Consider the following 20,703-nt stretch of genomic DNA (forward strand, 5'->3'; position numbering starts at 1 on the left):
TAAAACAACATCATCCGGCAAATTATTGAATCAAAATCAGATCTTTACCCGTTCGGATTTCGGATCATAAGGACTGCGCAAATGCATCTGCGCAGGGTAGCGCTGACCGGCAACATCAACCTCGAAATCCCCCTGCTCCAGCCAGTCTTTACTAGCGCCCTCCGCATGACTGACCAGCCCCAAGGCAACAGCACAGCCCAATGTATGACCATGGGCGGCAGAACGGATTTCACCGGCAGGCACGCCATTGCGCAGGATCAGTTCCCCGCCCCACAAAACGGCATCTGCATCATCAAGCGTCAGCTGCACAATGCGCCGCTTCAGAAGATTATCAGCCTTGAACTTCACCAGCGCATCCCGCCCGATAAAACCACCGGCCTTGTCCATTGCTACAGTAAAACCCAGTCCGGCCTCATAGGGATTAATATCCGGTGTCAGTTCGCGGCTCCATGCACGATAACCTTTCTCAAGGCGCAGGGCTTCCAACGCATAATATCCGGCATCACGCAGGCCGAATTCCTGCCCCGCTTCCTGCAGCGCTTCATAAACGCCTACAGCAAATTCAACAGGCACAATCAGTTCCCAGCCAAGCTCCCCCACATAGGTCATGCGGTTGGCAAAAGCGGTTGCATAGCCCACGCCGATTTCACGCACCTGACCAAACGGAAATGCTGCATTGCTGAAATCCGTATCACTCAGTTTTTGCAATAGGCTGCGGGATTGCGGCCCCATCAGTGCCAGCACTGCATAGGCGGAGGAAACATCGGTGACCGTTACATAATCGCCTTCAGCAATATACCGGTTAATCCAATCCGCATCGTGAACTGCCTGCGCGGAGCCGGTAATAATCAGAAACTTCTCTGCGCCAAGCCGCAATACAGTCAGATCTGTTTCATAACCGCCGCGCTCATTGAGCATGCCTGTATAAACCGACGACCCCACCGGCACATCAATATCAGCAACACAGAGATGGTTTAGAACCCGACAGGCATCACGCCCCTGTATCAGCAGCTTGGCGAAAGAACTCTGATCAAAGAGAGCAACACGCTCGCGCACAGCCTGCATTTCACGCCCGACATTCTCATGCCAGTTCTGCCGCCCGAAATTATAGACCGTCTCCGGCTTCTGCCCCTTATCCGCAAACCAGTTCGCGCGTTCCCACCCCATTTTCGAGCCGAAACAAGCCCCCTTCGCCTCCAGAAGATGATAAAGCGGCGACCGGCGGAACGGCCGTGCCGTATCAAGCTCCCTGTTTGGCCAGGGCATGGCATAATGCAGACCAAGCGTTTCTTTAACGCGGTCATGTAACCAGCGCTGGTTATTGTTGAATCCGGCAAACCGACGAATATCCACCGGCCATAAATCCATCGTCGGAGCACCATTGATAATCCATTCCGCGAGCGCACGTCCTGCACCACCGGCACTGGCAATACCCATGGAATTAAAACCGGCGCCAACAAAGAAATTCTTCAGTTCCGGTGCCTCACCGAGAATAAAATTATTATCAGGGGTAAAGCTCTCAGGACCGTTATAAAACTTCTTCACTTCTGCTTCCGCCAGTTGCGGCACGCGGATCAGAGCATTTTCCATCAACGGCTCAAACTGATCCCAGTCATCTTCCAGCAAAGCAAATTCAAACTTATCAGGAATCCCCTGCATACCCCACGGTTTGGCCTGCGGCTCAAAACCGCCCATGACCAGACCGCCAACCTCTTCTTTGAAATAAATATAACCGTCCGGATCACGCATAACCGGTAAATCCGGATGCACGCCCTCAATCTTTCCGGTGACGATATACATATGTTCTGCCGAATGCAGAGGCACCGTTACGCCGCACATCTGTCCGACTTTACGTGCCCATTGCCCCGCGCAATTGACCACAATTTCTGCAGTAATATTCCCGCGATCCGTCTCAACTCCGCAAGCACGACCGTTTTTCACGGTAATACCGGTCACCTGAACCCGTTCCAATATTCTGGCACCGCGCATTCGTGCGCCGCGCGCCAAAGATTGTGTCAGATCACTGGGATTGGCCTTGCCATCATCCGGCAGCCAGACCGCCCCCTGCAAATCATCCGTCGCCATGACCGGCCAGAGATCACCTGCCTCACGGGCTGAAATAACCTCGACATTGACACCCTGCGCACGGGCGGAGGCAGCGGTGCGCTGCAAAACGGTCATGCGATCTTTGCTGCGGGCAACAGACAGGGAGCCGCATTTTTTCCATCCGGTCGCTAAGCCGGTCTCTGCCTCAAGTTCGCTGTAAAGCTGAGTGGAATAGCGGATCAGGCCGGTCATATTGGCATGGCTGCGCAACTGCCCCACCAGTCCTGCCGCATGCCATGTTGTGCCGCAACTCAGACTGCCCTGCTCCAGCAACACAACATCTGTCCATCCAGCTTTGGTCAAATGATAGGCAACGGAACAGCCGATAATGCCCCCGCCAATAATCACCACCCGCGCCTGAGACGGAAAACTGTCTGCTTTGTCTTTATGATCTGCATTATGCTCTGTCATGACCTCACTCCCTCCGGTTGAGATCACTATAAAAACAAAGCAACAAAAAACAACATTAAATGCAACAAAAAATCACATTTATGAAATATACAAGCGGAGGCCCTTCTCAGCCAGTGCCGTCACAAACTGCGGCTCCGGTCTGTGATCTGTAATAATGCCTGCGGCTTGCTCATAATGTGCAACACGCAGCGGCGTCATGCGTCCGAATTTCTCTGCGCTGGCCAGAAACCATGCTTCACCGGCAACAACAGACAGCCGTGAGCGCAATTCCGCACCATTACGGGTAAAGTCCGTAATCTCGCCCTCGGCAGTAATGCCGCCCGTGCCAAGAAATGCCAGATCAAACCGGAAATGCTCCAGCGCCTGTAATACATCAATACCGCCGCTGGCCTCTTCTTCAGGGCTGATCTCACCGCCTAAAATATGCACGCGAATGGTTTGCACATGGCAAAGCTGCAATGCAATTCGCAGACTTGTGGTGCAGATTGTCAGGTTTTTCGGTGCTTTATCCTGTTGTGTTAAAGCCTGAGCAAGAGCCAAAGTCGTTGTGCCGGAGTCCAGAAAAACTACCATGCCGGAACGGATCAAGGCACAGGCGGCCTGACCTATTGCGGCTTTACCTCCGCTATTTTCCTGACTGCGCAACCCGAAGGCCAATTCATGAAGCTGGATTTTTGTAGCCCCGCCATGAACCAGCGCCAGCAATCCCCGCTGTGCCAGCAGTTTCAGATCACGGCGGATTGTCTCCCGTGAGACGTCAAAAAACGCCGCAACCTCACTGATACCCGCCACGCCATCTTCATTCAGCCTGCGCAGAATTTCATCATGACGCTGCGATGCCAGAATGCGTTGTCCGGACGGGTTTTGAGGATCAGCCGGATTTTGAGGATCAGATTGCGATGAGGTTTCTGCCACAGACAACTCCAGATACAGAAATGTTGCATCTTGTGACTTTTATCAAGAACCAGCCACGCAATGCAACATATTCTAAATCTTCAGATAGCCTTCAGCAACCTTAACCGCACTGCCGCCGATGCGCGCACCGGTCAGCTTCTTCGCAGCCACATCCAACTCCAGCCGGATGCGCGATGGTCTGCCCATCTGAATACCCTGCTCAATCCACAACTGTGTCAGCCCGTCTACAGGCTGGTCAAATTCGTTGATTGCACCGGCAAAGGCGGCAACCGCAGAACCGGTGGCCGGATCTTCATAGACATGCTTGCCGGATGTGAACATCCGCGCATGATAATTGCTCTCAAAGAGCCGTGTCTCACGGGTATAAATGTAGAAAGGTATCGCACGACCTTCAAAAGCCTGCATATGATCTTCCACAAAAACCGGATCGACCACAACTTTGGCTGCGGCAATCATATTCTTCACCGGCACCAGCACAAACGGCTTACCGCCGCTCCAGACCGAAGGTACGTGATTTTCAAAGCCGATTTCATGTGTATTGAGGCGCAAGGCAGCGGCGGCCTGCTCCTTCTCTACGGTGATATTCACGCGCTCAGGCAGGCGTGGCAAGTCAAATTCGGCGAAGGCAGCCGACTGCCCTTCCGTGTCACCGGAGCCTGCGCAATGAACCGCAACACGTACCGGCCCGACTTTTTCCTCAAGCGTCATAATCAGGTCGGTCTGAGGTTTTTGTCCGTTGCAATTTTTATAGGCCAGCGCAACCGCCGTACCCACGGTCGGATGACCGGCAAAATTCAACTCATAATCCGGCGTAAAAATCCGTATCGAAGCTGTATGCAGCGGATTAACTGCAGGAGCAACAAACACAGTTTCCGAGAGATTGAACTCGCGGGCAATGGCCAGCATTGTGGCATCATCCAGCCTTTCAGAATCATGAACAATAGCAAGCGGATTACCGCTTAGAGCTTTCTCTGTGAAAACATCATAGATCTCGTAGAAACGCCCCTGTACAGCCATGCCGTTCATATTCCCTGCCCTTTAAGATGATCCATGTCCGCCCCGCTCCGGAACTTTCAAAAGTACCGTATCTGATTCAACACATTTGCATTGCCGGTTAAAACATTCAAATGATTCATGAAGTGCATAATATGCAATTCAAATCTCAGCCGCCCGCATCATATGCCGTTACTATTGCGCAAAATACCAGTCGGTGAAAGTACGAATATAATCGGGACTGCGTTCATCCAATATGCCGCCCTGCCCGATCATCAGCACCCGCGATAATTCCGGCTGCCTTTGCGCTGCGATAAATTCCTCCGCCTGCCTCTGCAATTCATTCGCCGTGCGGTCGAAATAATAACAACGGAACAGCGCCAGACTGCGATCACACATAACCAGACTATAGCCGCCGGTGCGCACTGCATGATTCAGATCAATTCCGGTTTCCTCCAGCACTTCACGTCTGGCATTTCCGTCCAGATCAACCGCGCCGTCAACAATATCCTGATCATCATTGGAACCCGCCGGAAAATAAATCCGGCCGCCGACAGCGTTGTGTGAGGCCATTTGTCCGAGCAATAGCTGATTATCTGAGGAGACGATGACGCCGCAGCCGAAAATATGAAACGGCTTATCCGTACTTTTGTCTTTGCGCCAATAAAGCAGACTGCGAAAACTGGTACGCTGATAGGGCGCACGCAAAATACCGTCCGCTAAAACGGCCTCTGCTGCCAGATAAATTTCTCCGTCATAGAGTGTCGGATTGCTTGCTACTTCCTGCTGCCAGTTTTCATTAATAGCCTTCTGATTCCGGACAACATAATCAGGAACACCGCCAACAACCTGTATCCTGACATCACGGACAGGATAAACCCTGTTCTTGTCTCTGCTTTGCATTCGTCTGCTCCGTTAGACTGAGCCTGTCCTTAAAGCTCAAGTGTGACGGCAACAGGACAATGATCGCTCGCTTTTGGTCTGTCCCAGCCAATGCGCGGGAAGCGCACCACATCCTGCCCTTCAGGAAATAAGGTACGGTAAGGCTGACCATTGCGGATAATTTCCGGCACAGCCTGTGCATTGCGCTGCGCCAGAGCCGGTGATGCCCAGATATAATCCAGCTGGCACAGGTGGCGCTCCTGCGGGCCACGTGTGTGATACAATGTCCAGCGATCGAGCTCCGGCCGCCGCTCCACCAGATTGACCGCAAAACTGTCATTGAGAAACACATTCAGGCAATTATCCGGCTCCTGAACCGGCGTAAAATCATAGCCGTCCCACTGGTCGCCGCTTATCGCGAGCTTCTCGTAATAATCATTGAAATCACCGCAGATCACCCATGAAGCATCCGCAGCACCGTCACGGCCGAATTTTTTCTCGATAATCATACGAACCGCCTGCGCCTCGGCCAGCCGTACCGGCAGCGTCGTCAGTTTCGGATCCTGACCATAGCGTACACCGCCCATGGATTTGAAATGCGTAACAAAGACCGTCAGCGGCTTGCCGCCAATGCGCAGATCCAGCATCAGACAATCGCGTTTAAACACCCGCTCATGGGCTTCAATCCCCACGGAGGACAGTACAGGATCATAAATACCAAGATCCTGATAGGTCAGATGTGCATTGCTCTCCAGCTTCACCAGCTCAATCGTGTGGCCGCTGCGCGTTACGTCACGCATCATCACGCTGACATCAATACCGCGACTGTCATTACCATCGATCAGATATTTATGTTTGTAGCCCTGCCCCACCATCTTGAACAAATAGCCATATTCAAAAGCATTTAGTGCAGCGAGATCATCAACTTCCTGCAAGCAGAGAATATCCGCCCGTGTCTGCGCAATCGACAGAGCAGATAATTGCCGCGTATCATCCGTATGCGCCACCATCCGCGCCTGTTCGAGCTGACGGTATTGTGTTTCATTATCAATCGCAAAGAGCTGCAATGAGCGATCCTGCCGCAACTCATTGCGATAACCGGTAAAATCAAACCGGCGCATCAGGTTTTCAATATTGAATGTCGCTAAGGTGAATAATACCGGCCCTTCTGGCTGAACATTATCCATAACCGGTGTTGATTGCGCAGAAACCGTCTCAGACATTAAGCTACTCATCATTGCGTTCACATCCGGCTTACAGGATAAACCGGCACCCACTTTTCCGCGGCATGCGATAACTCAACCTAAACACCATATGTTGAATTGCAATCAGTGATATTGCCTGCAACTGATTTTCTTCAGAAAGCCTGCCCCTTAAATTGGCAGCATTTTTGTACTATATTAGCCTTAAGCTATATAAATTCACGAACGGATATCCCTATGTCCAGATTCATTCTGAAAACCGCATTCACAGTGGGCATTGCCCTGCTCTCCGGCGCATCAGCCTATGCAGGCGGCAACCAGATCAGCGGCGGCATTCCATCTCTGAACCCGACCGGCCTTCTGATTGTCGGCGGCATTACCGGCGGCAACCGTGCAGACCCTGCCAGCCGGAACTGTTACGGCTCCACGCTCTGCAAAGAAAGCGGCGCCTATTATACGGAAGACGGCGTACTGCATTATAAAAACGGCGATCCGCTGGTACAGCGCGGCGCTACAAAACGCATCGGCTCGGCAAAATCAGCCAATGCGGGCGATAATATCAATCATATGCAGTGGTGCAGCAATCAGTACCGCTCATATCGTGCGTCCGATAATACATATCAGCCTTTTGCCGGCAGCCGCACCACCTGCAATTCGCCTTTCTGAAATTTGCGTCTCAAATAATTATGCCCCTTCAGCCATTGATCGCGGAAGGGGCATAAATGATTTACAGCAGGCGCTGAAGTTTAGTCTTTGCTGACTTCGGTAATATAATTGGCATCAGCCACCATATTGAAGTTCTTGACATTTTTGGCAGCAACAGCCGTTTCAATCTGCTGATAAAGCATCACGAACGGGCTTGTCTCCTGAAAATCCTTCTGGATTTTGTGGTACATCTGCTCGCGTTTTGCAGTGTCTGTTTCTTTTGCCGCATCCATGGTTTCCTTGGACATTTCTGGAATGTCCCATGAACTGCGCCATGCTGTCGTTTTCATCGACACTTCATCGCCATTATCCGGATTATAGGAGAAGGTCGATGCATTGGTATGCGGATCCCAGTAATCAGGGCCCCAGATACCCAGCGAAAGCTGATGCTTGCGCGCACGTACTTTTGTTGTCGTCAGCTTGCCGTCGCCCTGCAACAGCTCAACCTTGATACCGGCTTTGGCAAAAGTCTGCTGAATGCTTTCAGCAATACCAACGCCTGGCTGTGTATTACGCACATCGAGCGTCACACTGAAACCGTCTTGCAAACCGGCATCGGCCAGAAGCTGCTTCGCCTTATCAACATCCAGTTTGAACGGCTTGTCATCAATCGCTCCGAACATACCAAGTGGCAGGAAGGACTGATGTGTGCGGCCGATACCCTTAATCAGCGTATTTTCAATCGCATCATAATCAACGAGATATTTCATCGCCTGACGGACTTCCAGCTTGGCAAGGTTCGGCACATTCTGGTTGGCTGTCAGATAATAGGTGCGCCCCTTCGGAGCACTGAGAATATTGAAATCGCTGTTCTTGGCAAATTCTGCAATATCACCCGGCTCAAGGTTACGGGCGACATCAATATCACCGGCCTGCAACAGCAGACGCTGCGACACGCTCTCCTTCACATGACGATAAATAGCGCGTTTTACAGCCGGTTTTGGGCCGCTGTAATTCTCATTGCGCTCCAGCAGGATCACTTCATTCGAGCGCCACTCTTTCAGGCTGTAAACGCCGGAACCTGCATAATTACGCTTGAGCCAGTCATAGCCGAAATCTGTATCAAACGGCTTGGCTTCCGTTCTTTCGGTTTTAACCGCATGTTCTTCAACCAGCTTGCTGTCAACAACAGAAGCCACACTGGAAGACAGCCCATTGAGCACGAAGCTCGGCGCAAAAGTTTCTTCCGTAGAGAACACGACCGTATAATCATCCGGCGCAGTCACCAGCTTTTCCACATTGTCTTTGTTCAGACCAAACTGGCTGATGATGAATGCAGGGCTGAGATCAAGCTTGATCGCGCGGTGCAGAGAATAAACAACATCCTGCGCCGTCAGCGGATTGCCGGAAGCAAATTTCTGCCCCTGCTTAACCTTGAAAGTAATGGTCTTGCCATCTTCCGAGACCACCCAGCTTTCCGCAATCTGCGGAATGATCTTGGTCGGATCTTTCGGATCTGTGGTCACCAGACGTTCATAGGTGTTGGTCAGAATTTCCGACGTGGTGATCTCGAAAATTTCTGCCGGATCGAGAGAAATCACATCATCAATGGCCATTGCCACAACCAGCGTATCCGCCGGCGTTGCCGCCTGTGCAGCAACCGCTGACAGACCAAGCACCGACGCACAGGCCAGAGCCAGCGTGTATTTTTTAATTATAGTCATGAGTTTCCCCTCAATCTCTCCGCCTGAATCCTGTCGCTGTATAAGGACTCAGATTTATAAAATTATAACAAGGTCAGGCTACAGGATTGCCGGACAAAGCCAAGCATCTTTTTGCAAAGAAAGCCGTAAATTCAGCAGGTTAAGCACCAATGCATATCGCAATTAAATACATCCATTTAACGGTGATATACTTCAGCTGAAACTCCGGCCGTGAAGATATAAAAAAGCCGGAGCAGCAGGCTCCGGCTTTTTTTCATTCAATGAGATTGCTTATTCTCAATTTTTCTCATGGGCACGGATCAGATTGCCAAGGCGCTTGATGCCCTCATCAATCATCTCGTCATTGGCACAGGAATAGGCGAGACGCAGCGTATTTGCACCGGTGCCATCCGCATGGAATGCTTTACCCGGAACAAAAGCCACTTTCTCTGTCTCAATCGCAGCGGCCAGAAGATCAGCACCATTCATATAATCCGGAAGATTGACCCAGACGAACATACCGCCCTCAGGCTTTGTCCATGTTGCCGATTTCGGCATATATTTATCCAGCGCTTCCAGCATTTTATTGCGGCGGTGCGAATAGACAGAGCGGATTTTAGCAATCTGCGCATCAAAACCATTGGCAGCAACATGATGCACAGCCAGCTGATTGATGGTTGAGGAATGCAGATCAGCAGCCTGTTTCATCAGCACCAGTTTGCGGATCACGGTAGCATTGGCAACGACATAACCAACACGCAAGCCCGGTGCCAGCGTCTTGGAGAAGCTGCCGGAATAGATGGTGCGGGTATTTTCAATCGAGCCTTTGCGCTCAATTTCCAGCGCCAGAACCGGCGGGATCGGTGTGCCGTCAAAACGCAGATACTGATAGGCAGCATCTTCGATCAGCGCGATATCCATTTCATCGCCCAGATCGATCAGCTTTTCACGGCCTTCACGATCAATGGTTTCACCGGTCGGATTGCTGAAATCTGCTGAGAAATAGGCAAATTTCACCTTACCGCCAGCCTTCTCAGCAGCTTCTTCATAGGAAGCCGGAGTACGGTTGCCGTTTGGCTGCAATGTATCATAGGTCGGCTCATAGGCATTGAAAGCCTGTAGCGCACCGAGATAGGTCGGGCGCACAACCAGCGCCGTATCATTCGGCGACAGGAACAGCTTGCCGAGATAATCCAGCGCCTGCTGTGAACCGGAAGTGATGAAGATATTTTCAGCAGTGCAAGGCACGCCGATTTTTGCCATTTCACCCTGCAGCCATTCGCGCAGCGGCTTATAGCCTTCACTTACCGAATATTGCAGCGCTGCATCGGATTTGCCCGTGGCGAAAATATCGGCATAGGCTTCTTTGAATTCTTCTGCCGGAAACAGTTTCGGATCAGGAATACCACCCGCGAAAGAAATAATATCCGGACGCTCAAGCAGTTTCAACAATTCACGAATTTCCGACGCTTTCATACGCGATGAACGTGTTGCGAATATTTTTTCCCAATCCAGCATGGGGGTTCCTCATAAAGTCAAAAGAGATGCCGTGAAATAGACCATAAAACTTAACTAAAAGCTGTGTGCCTTTGGTTATCACCTTATGCGTATTTCACAACAAAACAAGCAAAATATGTCAGCAATGCTGACCTTTATTCATTTTATTGCGATTTGACGGATAATTTCGTTACATTCGAACAAAATCAGCCGCACAAAACTAACAATCATGCATTTTCAGCAACTGACCGCAGCATCATCACCTCATCAAACATTTCTCCGTTGAGAGAAATCCAGTTCGGTCTGCGGCCGAATTCTGTATATCCTTCGCGCAGGTAAAGCTGCCATGCCGTTTTATTCTCAGCCAGCACACTCAGCTCAAGCTGGGTAAAGCCATTGTCTCGCGCATAGGCTTCAACAACCTGCATTAATTTCTGCGCAATGCCCTGCCCGCGCATCTCGCTTTTCACATAAACCATCACAACAATGGCGCGGTGAGCAGTTCGCGCACCAGCCTGCGGCCACAGGCCGATGAGTCCCACCGGTCTCTCGCCGTCAAAAGCTGCAAAAACCGGTGTGCTTAACTTTGCACGCCAGTCAGCTTCAGAGAATTTCACCCAGTCCTCATAGGCCGAACTGTAAGCCTCCGGATGCAACTGCAATGCCTCCAACCTGATCTCGCGCATGATTGCAAAATCATCAGGCACCAGCTGCCGGATAGTAATTTCACTCATATTTCACTCCTCCCGTCAGCAGTACTGCCATAAATAATCAGGCCCGCACAAACAAAACTTTGTGCGGGCCTGATATTCAGTGATTAAGCAATGCCAGATTAGTTGCGAGCCTTATCAACCAGCTTGATTTTGGAGATTCCCCCTCGGCTATGCCGAGAAAAAGAAAACTTGGATCGCCAAAAAGCTTAGCAAATTAGTTGCGAGCCTTATCAACCAGCTTGTTCTTGGAAATCCAAGGCATCATGCCGCGCAGCTTGGCACCAACTTCTTCGATCTGGTGATCGTCGTTCATACGACGGATACCCTTGAAGCGTGCAGCACCGGCACGGTATTCCTGCATCCAGTCGGATGTGAATTTACCGGTCTGAATGTCGTGCAGAACGCGCTTCATTTCAGCTTTGGTTTCTGCAGTGATGATGCGAGGACCGGTTACATATTCGCCCCACTCAGCAGTGTTGGAGATCGAGTAGTTCATGTTGGCGATACCGCCTTCATAGATCAGGTCAACGATCAGCTTCACTTCGTGCAAGCACTCGAAATATGCCATTTCAGGTGCGTAACCGCCTTCAACCAGCGTTTCAAAGCCGGCGCGGATCAGTTCAACCAGACCGCCGCAGAGAACTGCCTGCTCACCGAACAGATCGGTTTCGCACTCTTCCTTGAATGTGGTTTCGATAACGCCCGAACGACCGCCGCCAACGCCCGAAGCGTATGACAGAGCCAGATCATGGGCATTACCGGAAGCATCCTGATGAATAGCGATCAGGCAAGGTACGCCGCCGCCCTTCTGGTATTCGCCGCGCACAGTATGACCCGGGCCTTTTGGCGCGATCATCACAACGTCAACAGTCTTTTTGGTTTCGATCAGACCAAAATGAACGTTCAGACCATGAGCAAAAGCAATGGCAGCGCCGTCGCGCAGATTGTCATGGATGTGTTCTTTATAGATGTCAGCCTGCAATTCGTCAGGGGTTGCCATCATCATCAGGTCTGCCCATTTAGCAGCATCTGCAACGCTGAGAACTTCGAAACCGTCAGCTTCAGCTTTTTTAACAGTGGCAGAATCCATGCGCAGCGCGATGCGGACATGCTTGGCACCGGAATCCTTCAGGTTCAGCGCATGGGCGCGACCCTGGCTACCGTAACCAACGATAACAACATTTTTGCCTTTAATCAGATTTACGTCTGCATCACTGTCATAATAAACGCGCATAGGATATTCCCTTCCTTCTATGCTATTAGTCTGTGCCGTTTTTCCTCAAAACCGGCACTATTCCACACCGGCAAAATCAGGCGCCGGCTTTATTTCCGTAAAGTGCAAAAAACTGTCGTGTTGCCGTTCTGGCATCGCGGATAATTTCTGCATCACTGACCTCATGACGGTCGCCGAGCAGCAGACGGATCTGCATATCGCGCACCACAAGGCCGAAGAACGAGGCAAAAGCCTCATTAATATCATCAAAGTCCAGCAGGCCTGCATCGCGTCCGGTTTCAAGCACCGGCTTGAGACGACGCGCCATAGCGATCGGACCATTATTCAGCACGATCTCACCGAGATCCGACTTACCGGAACCCGCATGGCTGACCGCTAAACGGTTCAGCGCGATGGATGTGCTGCCGGACAGAACCAGCAACCAGTCGCGGGCAAAATGCTCCAGACTGGTAAAGAGCGATTCTTCATCCAGCCCTTCCCGCGCCACCGGCACAACACGCACTTTCGACGCCTGCCATTGCACGGTTGCAGTCAGCAAACCATCACGGTCAGTGAACCATTTATAAAGCGTTTCCTTGGAGCAGCTTGCACGTCGTGCAACACCCGCCATCGTAAGACTGTCACCACCCTCAACGAGGAGTTCCAGCGCGGCATTCAGCACATCTTTCTGACGATCTGTCAGCTCTGTGCCGGTTCCGACATTGCTCACGACATTCTCAGGTTGCTGCAACTGCACGCTTCCACGCTCCTTAATTCTTGTCTGAACAGCAGCCTGACGAGATTCTCATCATGCGTACCGTACGTTACGGTTCGGACTATGCCGTCAGTTTACCAACAATGCAAGAGGGATTTTATGCCGAAACAAATTTTATAGGCTATTTCCCCTGCCCGCTACAGACAGAGGAAATAATACAGCATTCTCAACACCGCAAAGGCCGGTTCATGCCCGAGGCCAATATCGTCATTTACTGCCATGTCCGGTGTCTTTAGGGTCAGACACTCAGAGATTGACCTGTGTACCGATTTCAACCACACGACCGGTCGGAATCTGGAAATATTCCGTGGCATCAGATGCACTGCGGGCAAGCGTAATAAACAATTTCGCCTGCCAAAGCGGCATTGGTGAACGCGGAGAAATACGCAAGACGCGTCGCGACAGGAAGAATGACGTGGTCATGATGTCATATTTCCAGCCAAGCTTGCGGCAAATCCCCAGCGCACGCGGAATATTCGGCGACTGCATATAGCCGAAAGTCAGCGTCACCTGCATAAACCGGTCGCTATATTGCGAGACGCGCGCACGGTCATCCTCATCCACCCAAGGGCGCGGTGCTGTCACCACGGTCAGGATCACATTATTCTCGTGCAGAACCTTATAATGTTTGAGACTGTGCATCAGAGCCGTCGGCACACTGGACGGATCACCGGTCAGGAACACCGCCGTGCCGGGCACGATAACCGGCTCCTTACGCGCCATCTGGCTGACAATAATATCCAGCGGCACTTCTGTTTTGCGGGTTTTCTGAAACAGATGGCGGCTGCCGCGCACCCATGTCCACATCACCAGCAGCACCAGCGCGGCCACCACAATCGATGCCCAGCCGCCCTGATGCACTTTGACCAGATTAGCACTGAAGAACATCAGATCAACAATAGCGAAACCGGCAATCGTCAGCACCACAACCGGCAGGCTCCATTTCCAGAGACGACGCATAACAAAGAACAGTAGGGTTGTTGTCACCAGCATATTACCGGTAACCGCAATACCATAGGCTGCCGCCAGATTTGTCGATTTCTGGAAGGTCACCACCAGCAGAACAACGGCAATACCAAGCAGCATATTAATGCGCGGCATATAAATCTGGCCGTGTAATGTTTCCGATGTATGCAGCACTTCAAGCCTTGGCAGAATATTCAGCTGCACCGCCTGGCGCGCCAGCGAATAAGTACCGGTCAGAACCGCCTGACTGGCGATAACCGTAGCAACTGTTGCCAACAGCACCATCGGCAGCAGCGCCCAATGCGGCATCATCTGGAAAAACGGATTGCGCACTTCCTCACCGCCCGCAGCGCTATGTGTCAGAATGAAAGCGCCCTGCCCGAAATAATTCAAGATCAGGCTCGGAAACACAACCCACAGCCATGCCCGCACGATCGGCTTGCGGCCGAAATGGCCGAGATCGGCATAAAGCGCCTCCGCACCGGTGACTGCCAGAAAGATTGCACCGATCGTGGCAAAGGACGTAGCCGGATTACCACCAAGAAATGCAAAGGCGTAATAAGGATTGAGCCCCGCCAGAATGCCCGGATCATCAAAAATATGGATAAAGCCTGTGAGGCCAAGCGCCAGAAACCAGACCAGCATCACCGGTCCGAAAATACTCGCCATGCGTCCTGTGCCGTGCTTCTGGACAAAAAACAGCACAACCAGAATAGTGATCGTAATCGGCACCACATAGGGCGTCATATCCGGCGCAACAATTTCCAGCCCTTCCACTGCGGAAAGCACAGAAATTGCCGGTGTAATCACCGCATCACCGAAGAACAGCGACGCACCGACAATACCGATACCGAGAATAATATCCGGTCGATTGGCAAAACTGGAGCGCACCAGCGCCATCAGCGAGAGAATACCACCCTCGCCGTTATTGTCCGCACGCAGTACAAACAACACATATTTCACGGTCACAATCAGCGCCAGCGACCAGACGATCAGAGAGATCACGCCAAGAATTTCAGTGCGCAGCAAATTGCCGTCGGTGATAGAAGCGTGCAGTGCTTCACGAAATGCATAAATCGGGCTGGTGCCGATATCGCCATAGACGACGCCAAGCGCGCCCATCATTAAAAGCTTCAGATTTCCCGTATGATTATGAGGATCAATAATTTCCTCATCTGCGCTGACCGGCGCATCCTGATTGGCAATATCTTCACGCTGCGCCTGATTCATAAAATACCTTTTAAATACCTTTTGATACAGAATGAGCACAGATAGATAGCCGGATATGAGGACAAGAAAACAGGCTGATCCGGTGCTCAGTATAACCATGTTCCGGCCATAAAGAAAACTGCCGGAAAGGCCGTATATAAATGCTCAATTTTGCACAAAAACAATGTGCATCAATGCATAACTGCCCTGATGAGGCATCACAAATACGGATAGCTCATCAGGGCAGAAATTAAATAAAATCAAAATATTACAAGAGAAAACTGAATCAAAACACAAAATGCATTTTAGCCGAGTGCTTTGATAAAACGCTGCACCGACTGGCGCATACCATATTCCAGTGCATCTGCTGTCAGGCCATGACCGATAGAAACTTCGCTCAGTGTCGGCATGACTTTTACCAGTGCAGGCAGATTGGCAACCGTCAGATCATGCCCCGCATTAATGCCTAACCCGAGTTCCGCAGCTTTCAACGCGGCCTTTTCCAGCAATGCCAGTTCATGCGCCTGCGCTTTAGGATCCGCATAAGCACCGCCATAAGGGCCGGTGAAAAATTCCACGCGGTCGGCACCGGTCTCTTTCGCAATCTCAAGACCATCCGGCGTCGGATCAGCAAACATTGAAACACGCATACCGCGTGCTTTCAGCCGCTTGGTCACTTCGCTCAGCATCACCTTATGTTTGGCAAAATCCCAGCCGTGATCCGAAGTATTCTGCGCCGGATCATCCGGCACCAGTGTTACCTGTTCCGGCTCGTGTTGCTCCACCAGTGCCAGAAACTCTTCAGACGGATAGCCTTCAATGTTGAATTCAGCCTGAGGGAACTCATCATCAATCAATGCGCGGATATCGGCCAGATCAGAAAAGCGGATATGACGCTGATCGGGGCGCGGATGCACGGTCAGGCCGGAAGCACCGGCATCAAGCGCAATACGTCCCAGACCGGTCACGCTCGGCCAAGGCAGATCACGGCGGTTACGCAACATAGCCACCGCATTAAGATTAACCGACAGAGTTGCAACCATAATCCGAGCTCCCTGCTATATTTATTAGCGAACGATTGTTAGTTTTTCCGCCGCACGGGTAATTGCCGTATAGAGCCAGCGCTCACGCGTATCGCGGAAAGCATAGCTCTCATCAAACAACACCACATTATTCCACTGCGAGCCCTGCGCTTTATGGGTAGTCAGCGCATAGCCATAGTCAAAATCATCAAAACGCTTTTTGGTCTGCCACGGAATTTCCGCATCAGGATCTTCAAACTGCGCTTTCAGCAGCTTGATCTTGGCCACGCCGCGACCCGGCTCTTCATCCTCCGGTGCAATCAGCAAATTAATGCCGGGCTTCACGGTTTCCTTGGAAGATGTCATCACCTTCCAGAGCGACCCGTTGAGCAAACCTTTGGCCGGATCATTGCGCAGACAAACCAGCTTGTCACCGGATTGCGGATATTCTGCCGTAAAACCCTTGAGTTCACGCAGCCGCTGATTATAGCGCTTGCGAGTGCGATTGGTACCGACAAGCACCTGATCGGCATCCAGAACCAGTTCCTGATTAACTTCCGCCTTGCTGATAACGCGCGCAGCACCGTAATCGCCATAAGGGATTTCGCGGCCTTCACGCACATCCAGTGCCAAACGGATAATCGGATTATCCTGCGCCTGACGGTGAATTTCTGTCAGCAGATAATCCGGCTCATGTTCGGTAAAGAAGCCGCCACCGCTGATCGGCGGCAACTGACCGGGATCACCGAGCACCAGAATAGGTGTGCCGAATGTCATCAGATCGCGGCCAAGTTGCTCATCGACCATCGAACATTCATCGACAACGATCAGCGCAGCTTTGGCAACAGGGCTTTGACGGTTGAGCGAAAAGGTCGGCGAGATCGAGGTCTTACCGGTTGTTTCGTCTTCAATCGCCTCTTCACCTTTCGGGCGATAGATCAGCGAATGCAGCGTGCGGGCATTACTCGCACCTTTGGAGCGCAAGACCTGTGCAGCCTTACCGGTGAAAGCCGCAAACTGCACCTCACCATCCACATGCTCGGCGAAATAGCGCGCAAGCGTCGTCTTACCCGTTCCCGCATAGCCAAAAAGGCGAAAAATCGGTGAACGGCCTTTAGCCAACCATTGCGCAACAGCCTGCAGCGCGTTGTCCTGTTCCGGTGAAAATTCCATTGTGCCTCTGCCATCATGCCTTCCATTGACCGGATTCGTCCCGAAAGAGCAAGGTTTATCACTTCAGCATCGGCCACAGGCTGACCACCAGCAGAGCAGCCATCGTCAGATTGAACCATTTAAGCCGCACCGGATCTTCCAGCCATTGGCGCAGTAGACTGCCGAAAGCCGCCCATGATGACACGCTCGGCACATTAATGACTGCAAACACAACACCGATCAGCAGCACGGAAAGCGAATAGGCATCATGCACCGTATAGCTTGCCATTGCTGTTACGGCCATCACCCATGCTTTCGGGTTCACCCATTGAAACAAGCAAGCCTGCATGAAACTCATCGGCTGAGCACTCTCATCATCGACACGACCGACAGATGTCGATGTGGCGATTTTATAGGCCAGATAGAGCATATAGGCACCACCGGCGAATTTCAGCCCCACATACAGCGCCGGTGCGGTTTCAAGCACAGCGCCCAGACCATAGCCGACGCCAAGCAGAAGCGACAGAAAGCCGATACCAATTCCCAGCATATGCGGAATGGTACGGCGGAAACCGAAATTTACGCCGGAAGCCAGCAACATCAGATTATTCGGCCCCGGTGTGATGGATGTCACAAAGGCAAACACCACCAAGGCCATAAAAACATCATAAGAAAGCAACATCTTGAAAACGCTCTCGTTGCAAAAAACAACACCGCTGTCTCAGACAGAGAACAGCGGTGCTGCTTTCAATCGCTTATCAGAAAGAACTACATTCCTTCTGCACCACGGATCATAGCAGCTACGCCGGTGCGGCAAACCTCAATCAGACCGAGCGGCTTCATAATCGCGATAAATTGATCGATCTTCGCGCCCTTACCGGTAATTTCAAAAATGAAATGCTCGACCGTTGCATCCACAACCTTGGCTTTGAAAGCATCAGCCAGACGCAGCATTTCTGCACGGTCATCACCTTTGCCAACCACTTTGATCAGCGCCAGTTCACGTTCAACCGGACGCTCATGACCAAGCTGCTGGGCATGATAGGTCAGATCAACCACGCGATGCACCGGAACGATACGTTCCAGCGAGTGACGGATCTGATCCAGAACATTGGCAGTGCCGCGTGTCACAATGGTAATACGCGACAGGTGCTTTTCGTGCTCGGTTTCAGAAACCGTCAGGCTCTCAATATTGTAGCCACGGCCGGAAAACAGGCCGATAACACGGGCAAGAACACCCGGCTCGTTATCAACCAGTACCGATAGTGTATGTGTTTCAACTAGCTGGGTTTCTTCGGTCAGAAAGTAAGCTGAACCGGAAGCTGCATTTTGTGCGTTCATAATGAATATCCTTGTTCCGGTATTAGACGAGGTGACGGTCTTTAGCGTCGATAGCATTGGCAACAGCTTCATCCGTCGCTTCATCCGGCAACAGCATTTCATTATGCGCCTTGCCTGAAGGGATCATCGGGAAGCAGTTCGCCAGATTGGCAACGTGACAGTCAAAAATCACCGGACCGTCTGTTTCAATCATTTTCATGATTGCATCATCCAGCTCATCCGGCTTGGAGCAACGGATACCTGTGCCGCCATAGGCTTCAGCCAGTTTAACAAAGTCCGGCATCGCTTCTGTATAAGAATGCGACAGACGGTTACCATGCAACAGCTGCTGCCACTGGCGCACCATGCCCATATACTGGTTATTCAGAATGAAAATCTTGATCGGCGCATTATGCTGAATGGCCGCTGACATTTCCTGAATACACATCTGTACCGAAGCATCACCGGCAATATCAATCACCAGCGCATCCGGATGAGCAATCTGCACACCCAAAGCCGCAGGCAGACCATAGCCCATGGTGCCCAGACCGCCGGACGTCATCCAGTGATGCGGCTCCTCGAATTTCATGAACTGAGCAGCCCACATCTGGTGCTGTCCAACTTCTGTGGTGATATAGGTTTTGCGATCTTTAGTCAGTTCCTGCAGACGTTCCAGCGCATATTGCGGCATAATCACATCGCGGCTGTGCTTATAGGCCAGCGAATTGCGCGCACGCCATTTATTGATCTGCTGCCACCATGCGCTCATGTCCTTGTTGTCAGGACGCTGGGCAGAGGCACGGTACTGGCGCACCATATCTTCCAGAACATGGGCAACATCACCGATAATCGGCACATCAACGCGAACGGTCTTGTTGATCGAAGACGGGTCGATATCAATGTGGATCTTCTTGGAATTCGGCGAGAAAGCATCAAGACGACCGGTGATACGGTCATCGAAACGCGCACCGATACACAGCATAACATCACATTCATGCATGGTCATATTGGCTTCGAATGTGCCATGCATGCCGAGCATACCCAGCCAGTTCTTGCCCGAAGCCGGATAAGCCCCCAGACCCATCAGGGTCGATGTGATCGGGAAATCGGTAATTTCGACCAGTTCACGCAGCAGTTTCGAGGCTTCAAGGCCGGAATTGATAACACCGCCGCCGGAATAGATAACCGGTTTCTTCGCATTGGCCAGCAATTCAACCGCAGTGCGGATAGCACTCTGATCGCCGTTCAAAACCGGATTATAGCTGGTGCGCGGGCTGGTTGCCGGTGGCGTATACATGCCGGTGGCAAACTGGATGTTCTTCGGAATATCGATAACAACAGGACCCGGACGACCGGTACGCGCCACATGGAATGCCTCATGCAGAACGCGTGCCAGATCATTCACATCCTTAACCAGCCAGTTATGCTTGGTGCAAGGGCGGGTAATGCCGACAGTGTCAGCTTCCTGAAACGCATCTGTACCAATGAGACTGGTCGGAACCTGACCTGTGATGCAAACCAGCGGAATGGAATCCATCAGCGCATCCTGCAAAGGTGTTACCGCATTGGTGGCACCCGGACCGGAGGTCACCAGCATAACACCGACTCTGCCGGTTGAGCGGGCATAGCCTTCAGCCGCATGGCCTGCGCCCTGCTCGTGACGCACAAGAATATGCTCAACTTTTTCCTGCTGAAACAACTCGTCATAGATCGGAAGTACCGCACCGCCCGGATAGCCGAAAATATGCTCAACGCCCTGATCGATCAGTGCCTGCACAACCATTTCCGCACCGGTCATTTCCCGTTTGCCGGTTTCGTTCTGCGCTGCGGCTGTGGTGCCACTTGTATCTGTACTCATTGTCTTTCGATGTCCCGTCTGCTGTTCCGGTGATTACTCCCTGATATCCACCGGAAGTCCCGTACTGTTTAGCTATATTCGTTGTGTGAAGATAATAAAAAAGGCCCCCTGAGGGAGCCTG

At 51.6% G+C, this 20,703-nt stretch carries 17 protein-coding genes; 1 reads left to right on the top strand and 16 read right to left on the bottom strand.

The window, feature by feature from the left end:
* Positions 1-36: 36 nt before the first annotated feature.
* From LDL70_RS09790 to LDL70_RS09810, 5 genes are all read right to left on the bottom strand, one after another.
* The gene (locus LDL70_RS09790; RefSeq protein ID WP_225684945.1) at positions 37-2,517 is read right to left on the bottom strand and encodes an FAD-dependent oxidoreductase; all 2,481 of its coding nucleotides are present in this window, start codon (positions 2,515-2,517) and stop codon (positions 37-39) included.
* Positions 2,518-2,595: 78 nt separating this feature from the next.
* The gene (locus LDL70_RS09795; RefSeq protein WP_225684946.1) at positions 2,596-3,432 is read right to left on the bottom strand and encodes a DeoR/GlpR family DNA-binding transcription regulator; all 837 of its coding nucleotides are present in this window, start codon (positions 3,430-3,432) and stop codon (positions 2,596-2,598) included.
* Between the two features lie 72 nt (positions 3,433-3,504).
* Positions 3,505-4,458, bottom strand: coding sequence for a PhzF family phenazine biosynthesis protein (locus LDL70_RS09800; protein WP_225684947.1), 954 nt, complete (start codon positions 4,456-4,458; stop codon positions 3,505-3,507).
* Between the two features lie 162 nt (positions 4,459-4,620).
* Positions 4,621-5,328: an NUDIX hydrolase gene (locus LDL70_RS09805; protein ID WP_225684948.1), complete on the bottom strand. Its 708-nt coding sequence runs from the start codon at positions 5,326-5,328 to the stop codon at positions 4,621-4,623.
* A 29-nt stretch (positions 5,329-5,357) separates the two neighbouring features.
* A complete protein-coding gene (locus LDL70_RS09810; RefSeq protein ID WP_225688485.1) occupies positions 5,358-6,428 on the bottom strand; it encodes an endonuclease/exonuclease/phosphatase family protein in 1,071 nt (356 codons plus the stop codon).
* 318 nt (positions 6,429-6,746) lie between these two features.
* Between LDL70_RS09810 and LDL70_RS09815 the strand changes: the two genes are divergently transcribed.
* Positions 6,747-7,175 (top strand): BA14K family protein, encoded by a 429-nt coding sequence (locus tag LDL70_RS09815; protein WP_225684949.1) that lies wholly within the window; start codon positions 6,747-6,749, stop codon positions 7,173-7,175.
* Between the two features lie 80 nt (positions 7,176-7,255).
* Here the strand turns inward: LDL70_RS09815 and LDL70_RS09820 are convergent, their stop codons facing one another.
* The 11 genes from LDL70_RS09820 to LDL70_RS09870 all read right to left on the bottom strand — a co-directional run bounded on the left by LDL70_RS09820 (position 7,256) and on the right by LDL70_RS09870 (position 20,582).
* The gene (locus LDL70_RS09820; RefSeq protein WP_225684950.1) at positions 7,256-8,878 is read right to left on the bottom strand and encodes an ABC transporter substrate-binding protein; all 1,623 of its coding nucleotides are present in this window, start codon (positions 8,876-8,878) and stop codon (positions 7,256-7,258) included.
* A 276-nt stretch (positions 8,879-9,154) separates the two neighbouring features.
* Positions 9,155-10,375, bottom strand: a complete 1,221-nt coding sequence (locus tag LDL70_RS09825) for a PLP-dependent aminotransferase family protein (protein WP_121991425.1) — start codon at positions 10,373-10,375, stop codon at positions 9,155-9,157.
* A gap of 206 nt (positions 10,376-10,581) precedes the next feature.
* The gene (locus LDL70_RS09830; protein WP_022711411.1) at positions 10,582-11,088 is read right to left on the bottom strand and encodes a GNAT family N-acetyltransferase; all 507 of its coding nucleotides are present in this window, start codon (positions 11,086-11,088) and stop codon (positions 10,582-10,584) included.
* A gap of 193 nt (positions 11,089-11,281) precedes the next feature.
* Positions 11,282-12,301, bottom strand: a complete 1,020-nt coding sequence (ilvC, locus tag LDL70_RS09835) for a ketol-acid reductoisomerase (RefSeq protein ID WP_022711410.1) — start codon at positions 12,299-12,301, stop codon at positions 11,282-11,284.
* A gap of 76 nt (positions 12,302-12,377) precedes the next feature.
* On the bottom strand, positions 12,378-13,010 hold the full coding sequence (locus LDL70_RS09840) for a TetR/AcrR family transcriptional regulator (RefSeq protein WP_028233755.1): 633 nt from the start codon (positions 13,008-13,010) through the stop codon (positions 12,378-12,380).
* Between the two features lie 291 nt (positions 13,011-13,301).
* Positions 13,302-15,146, bottom strand: a complete 1,845-nt coding sequence (locus LDL70_RS09845; protein ID WP_225688486.1) for a potassium transporter Kup — start codon at positions 15,144-15,146, stop codon at positions 13,302-13,304.
* A gap of 389 nt (positions 15,147-15,535) precedes the next feature.
* Positions 15,536-16,273, bottom strand: coding sequence for a pyridoxine 5'-phosphate synthase (locus LDL70_RS09850; RefSeq protein WP_225684951.1), 738 nt, complete (start codon positions 16,271-16,273; stop codon positions 15,536-15,538).
* 24 nt (positions 16,274-16,297) lie between these two features.
* Positions 16,298-17,425, bottom strand: coding sequence for an ATP-dependent RecD-like DNA helicase (locus tag LDL70_RS09855; protein ID WP_022711406.1), 1,128 nt, complete (start codon positions 17,423-17,425; stop codon positions 16,298-16,300).
* A gap of 58 nt (positions 17,426-17,483) precedes the next feature.
* On the bottom strand, positions 17,484-18,086 hold the full coding sequence (locus tag LDL70_RS09860) for a LysE family translocator (RefSeq protein WP_022711405.1): 603 nt from the start codon (positions 18,084-18,086) through the stop codon (positions 17,484-17,486).
* Between the two features lie 86 nt (positions 18,087-18,172).
* Positions 18,173-18,745, bottom strand: coding sequence for an acetolactate synthase small subunit (gene ilvN / locus LDL70_RS09865; RefSeq protein ID WP_022711404.1), 573 nt, complete (start codon positions 18,743-18,745; stop codon positions 18,173-18,175).
* A gap of 22 nt (positions 18,746-18,767) precedes the next feature.
* Positions 18,768-20,582, bottom strand: coding sequence for an acetolactate synthase 3 large subunit (locus tag LDL70_RS09870; protein ID WP_225684952.1), 1,815 nt, complete (start codon positions 20,580-20,582; stop codon positions 18,768-18,770).
* Between the last annotated feature and the right edge of the window lie 121 nt (positions 20,583-20,703).

The sequence above is a fragment of the Pseudochrobactrum sp. XF203 genome (assembly GCF_020341615.1).
GTDB lineage: Bacteria > Pseudomonadota > Alphaproteobacteria > Rhizobiales > Rhizobiaceae > Pseudochrobactrum > Pseudochrobactrum saccharolyticum.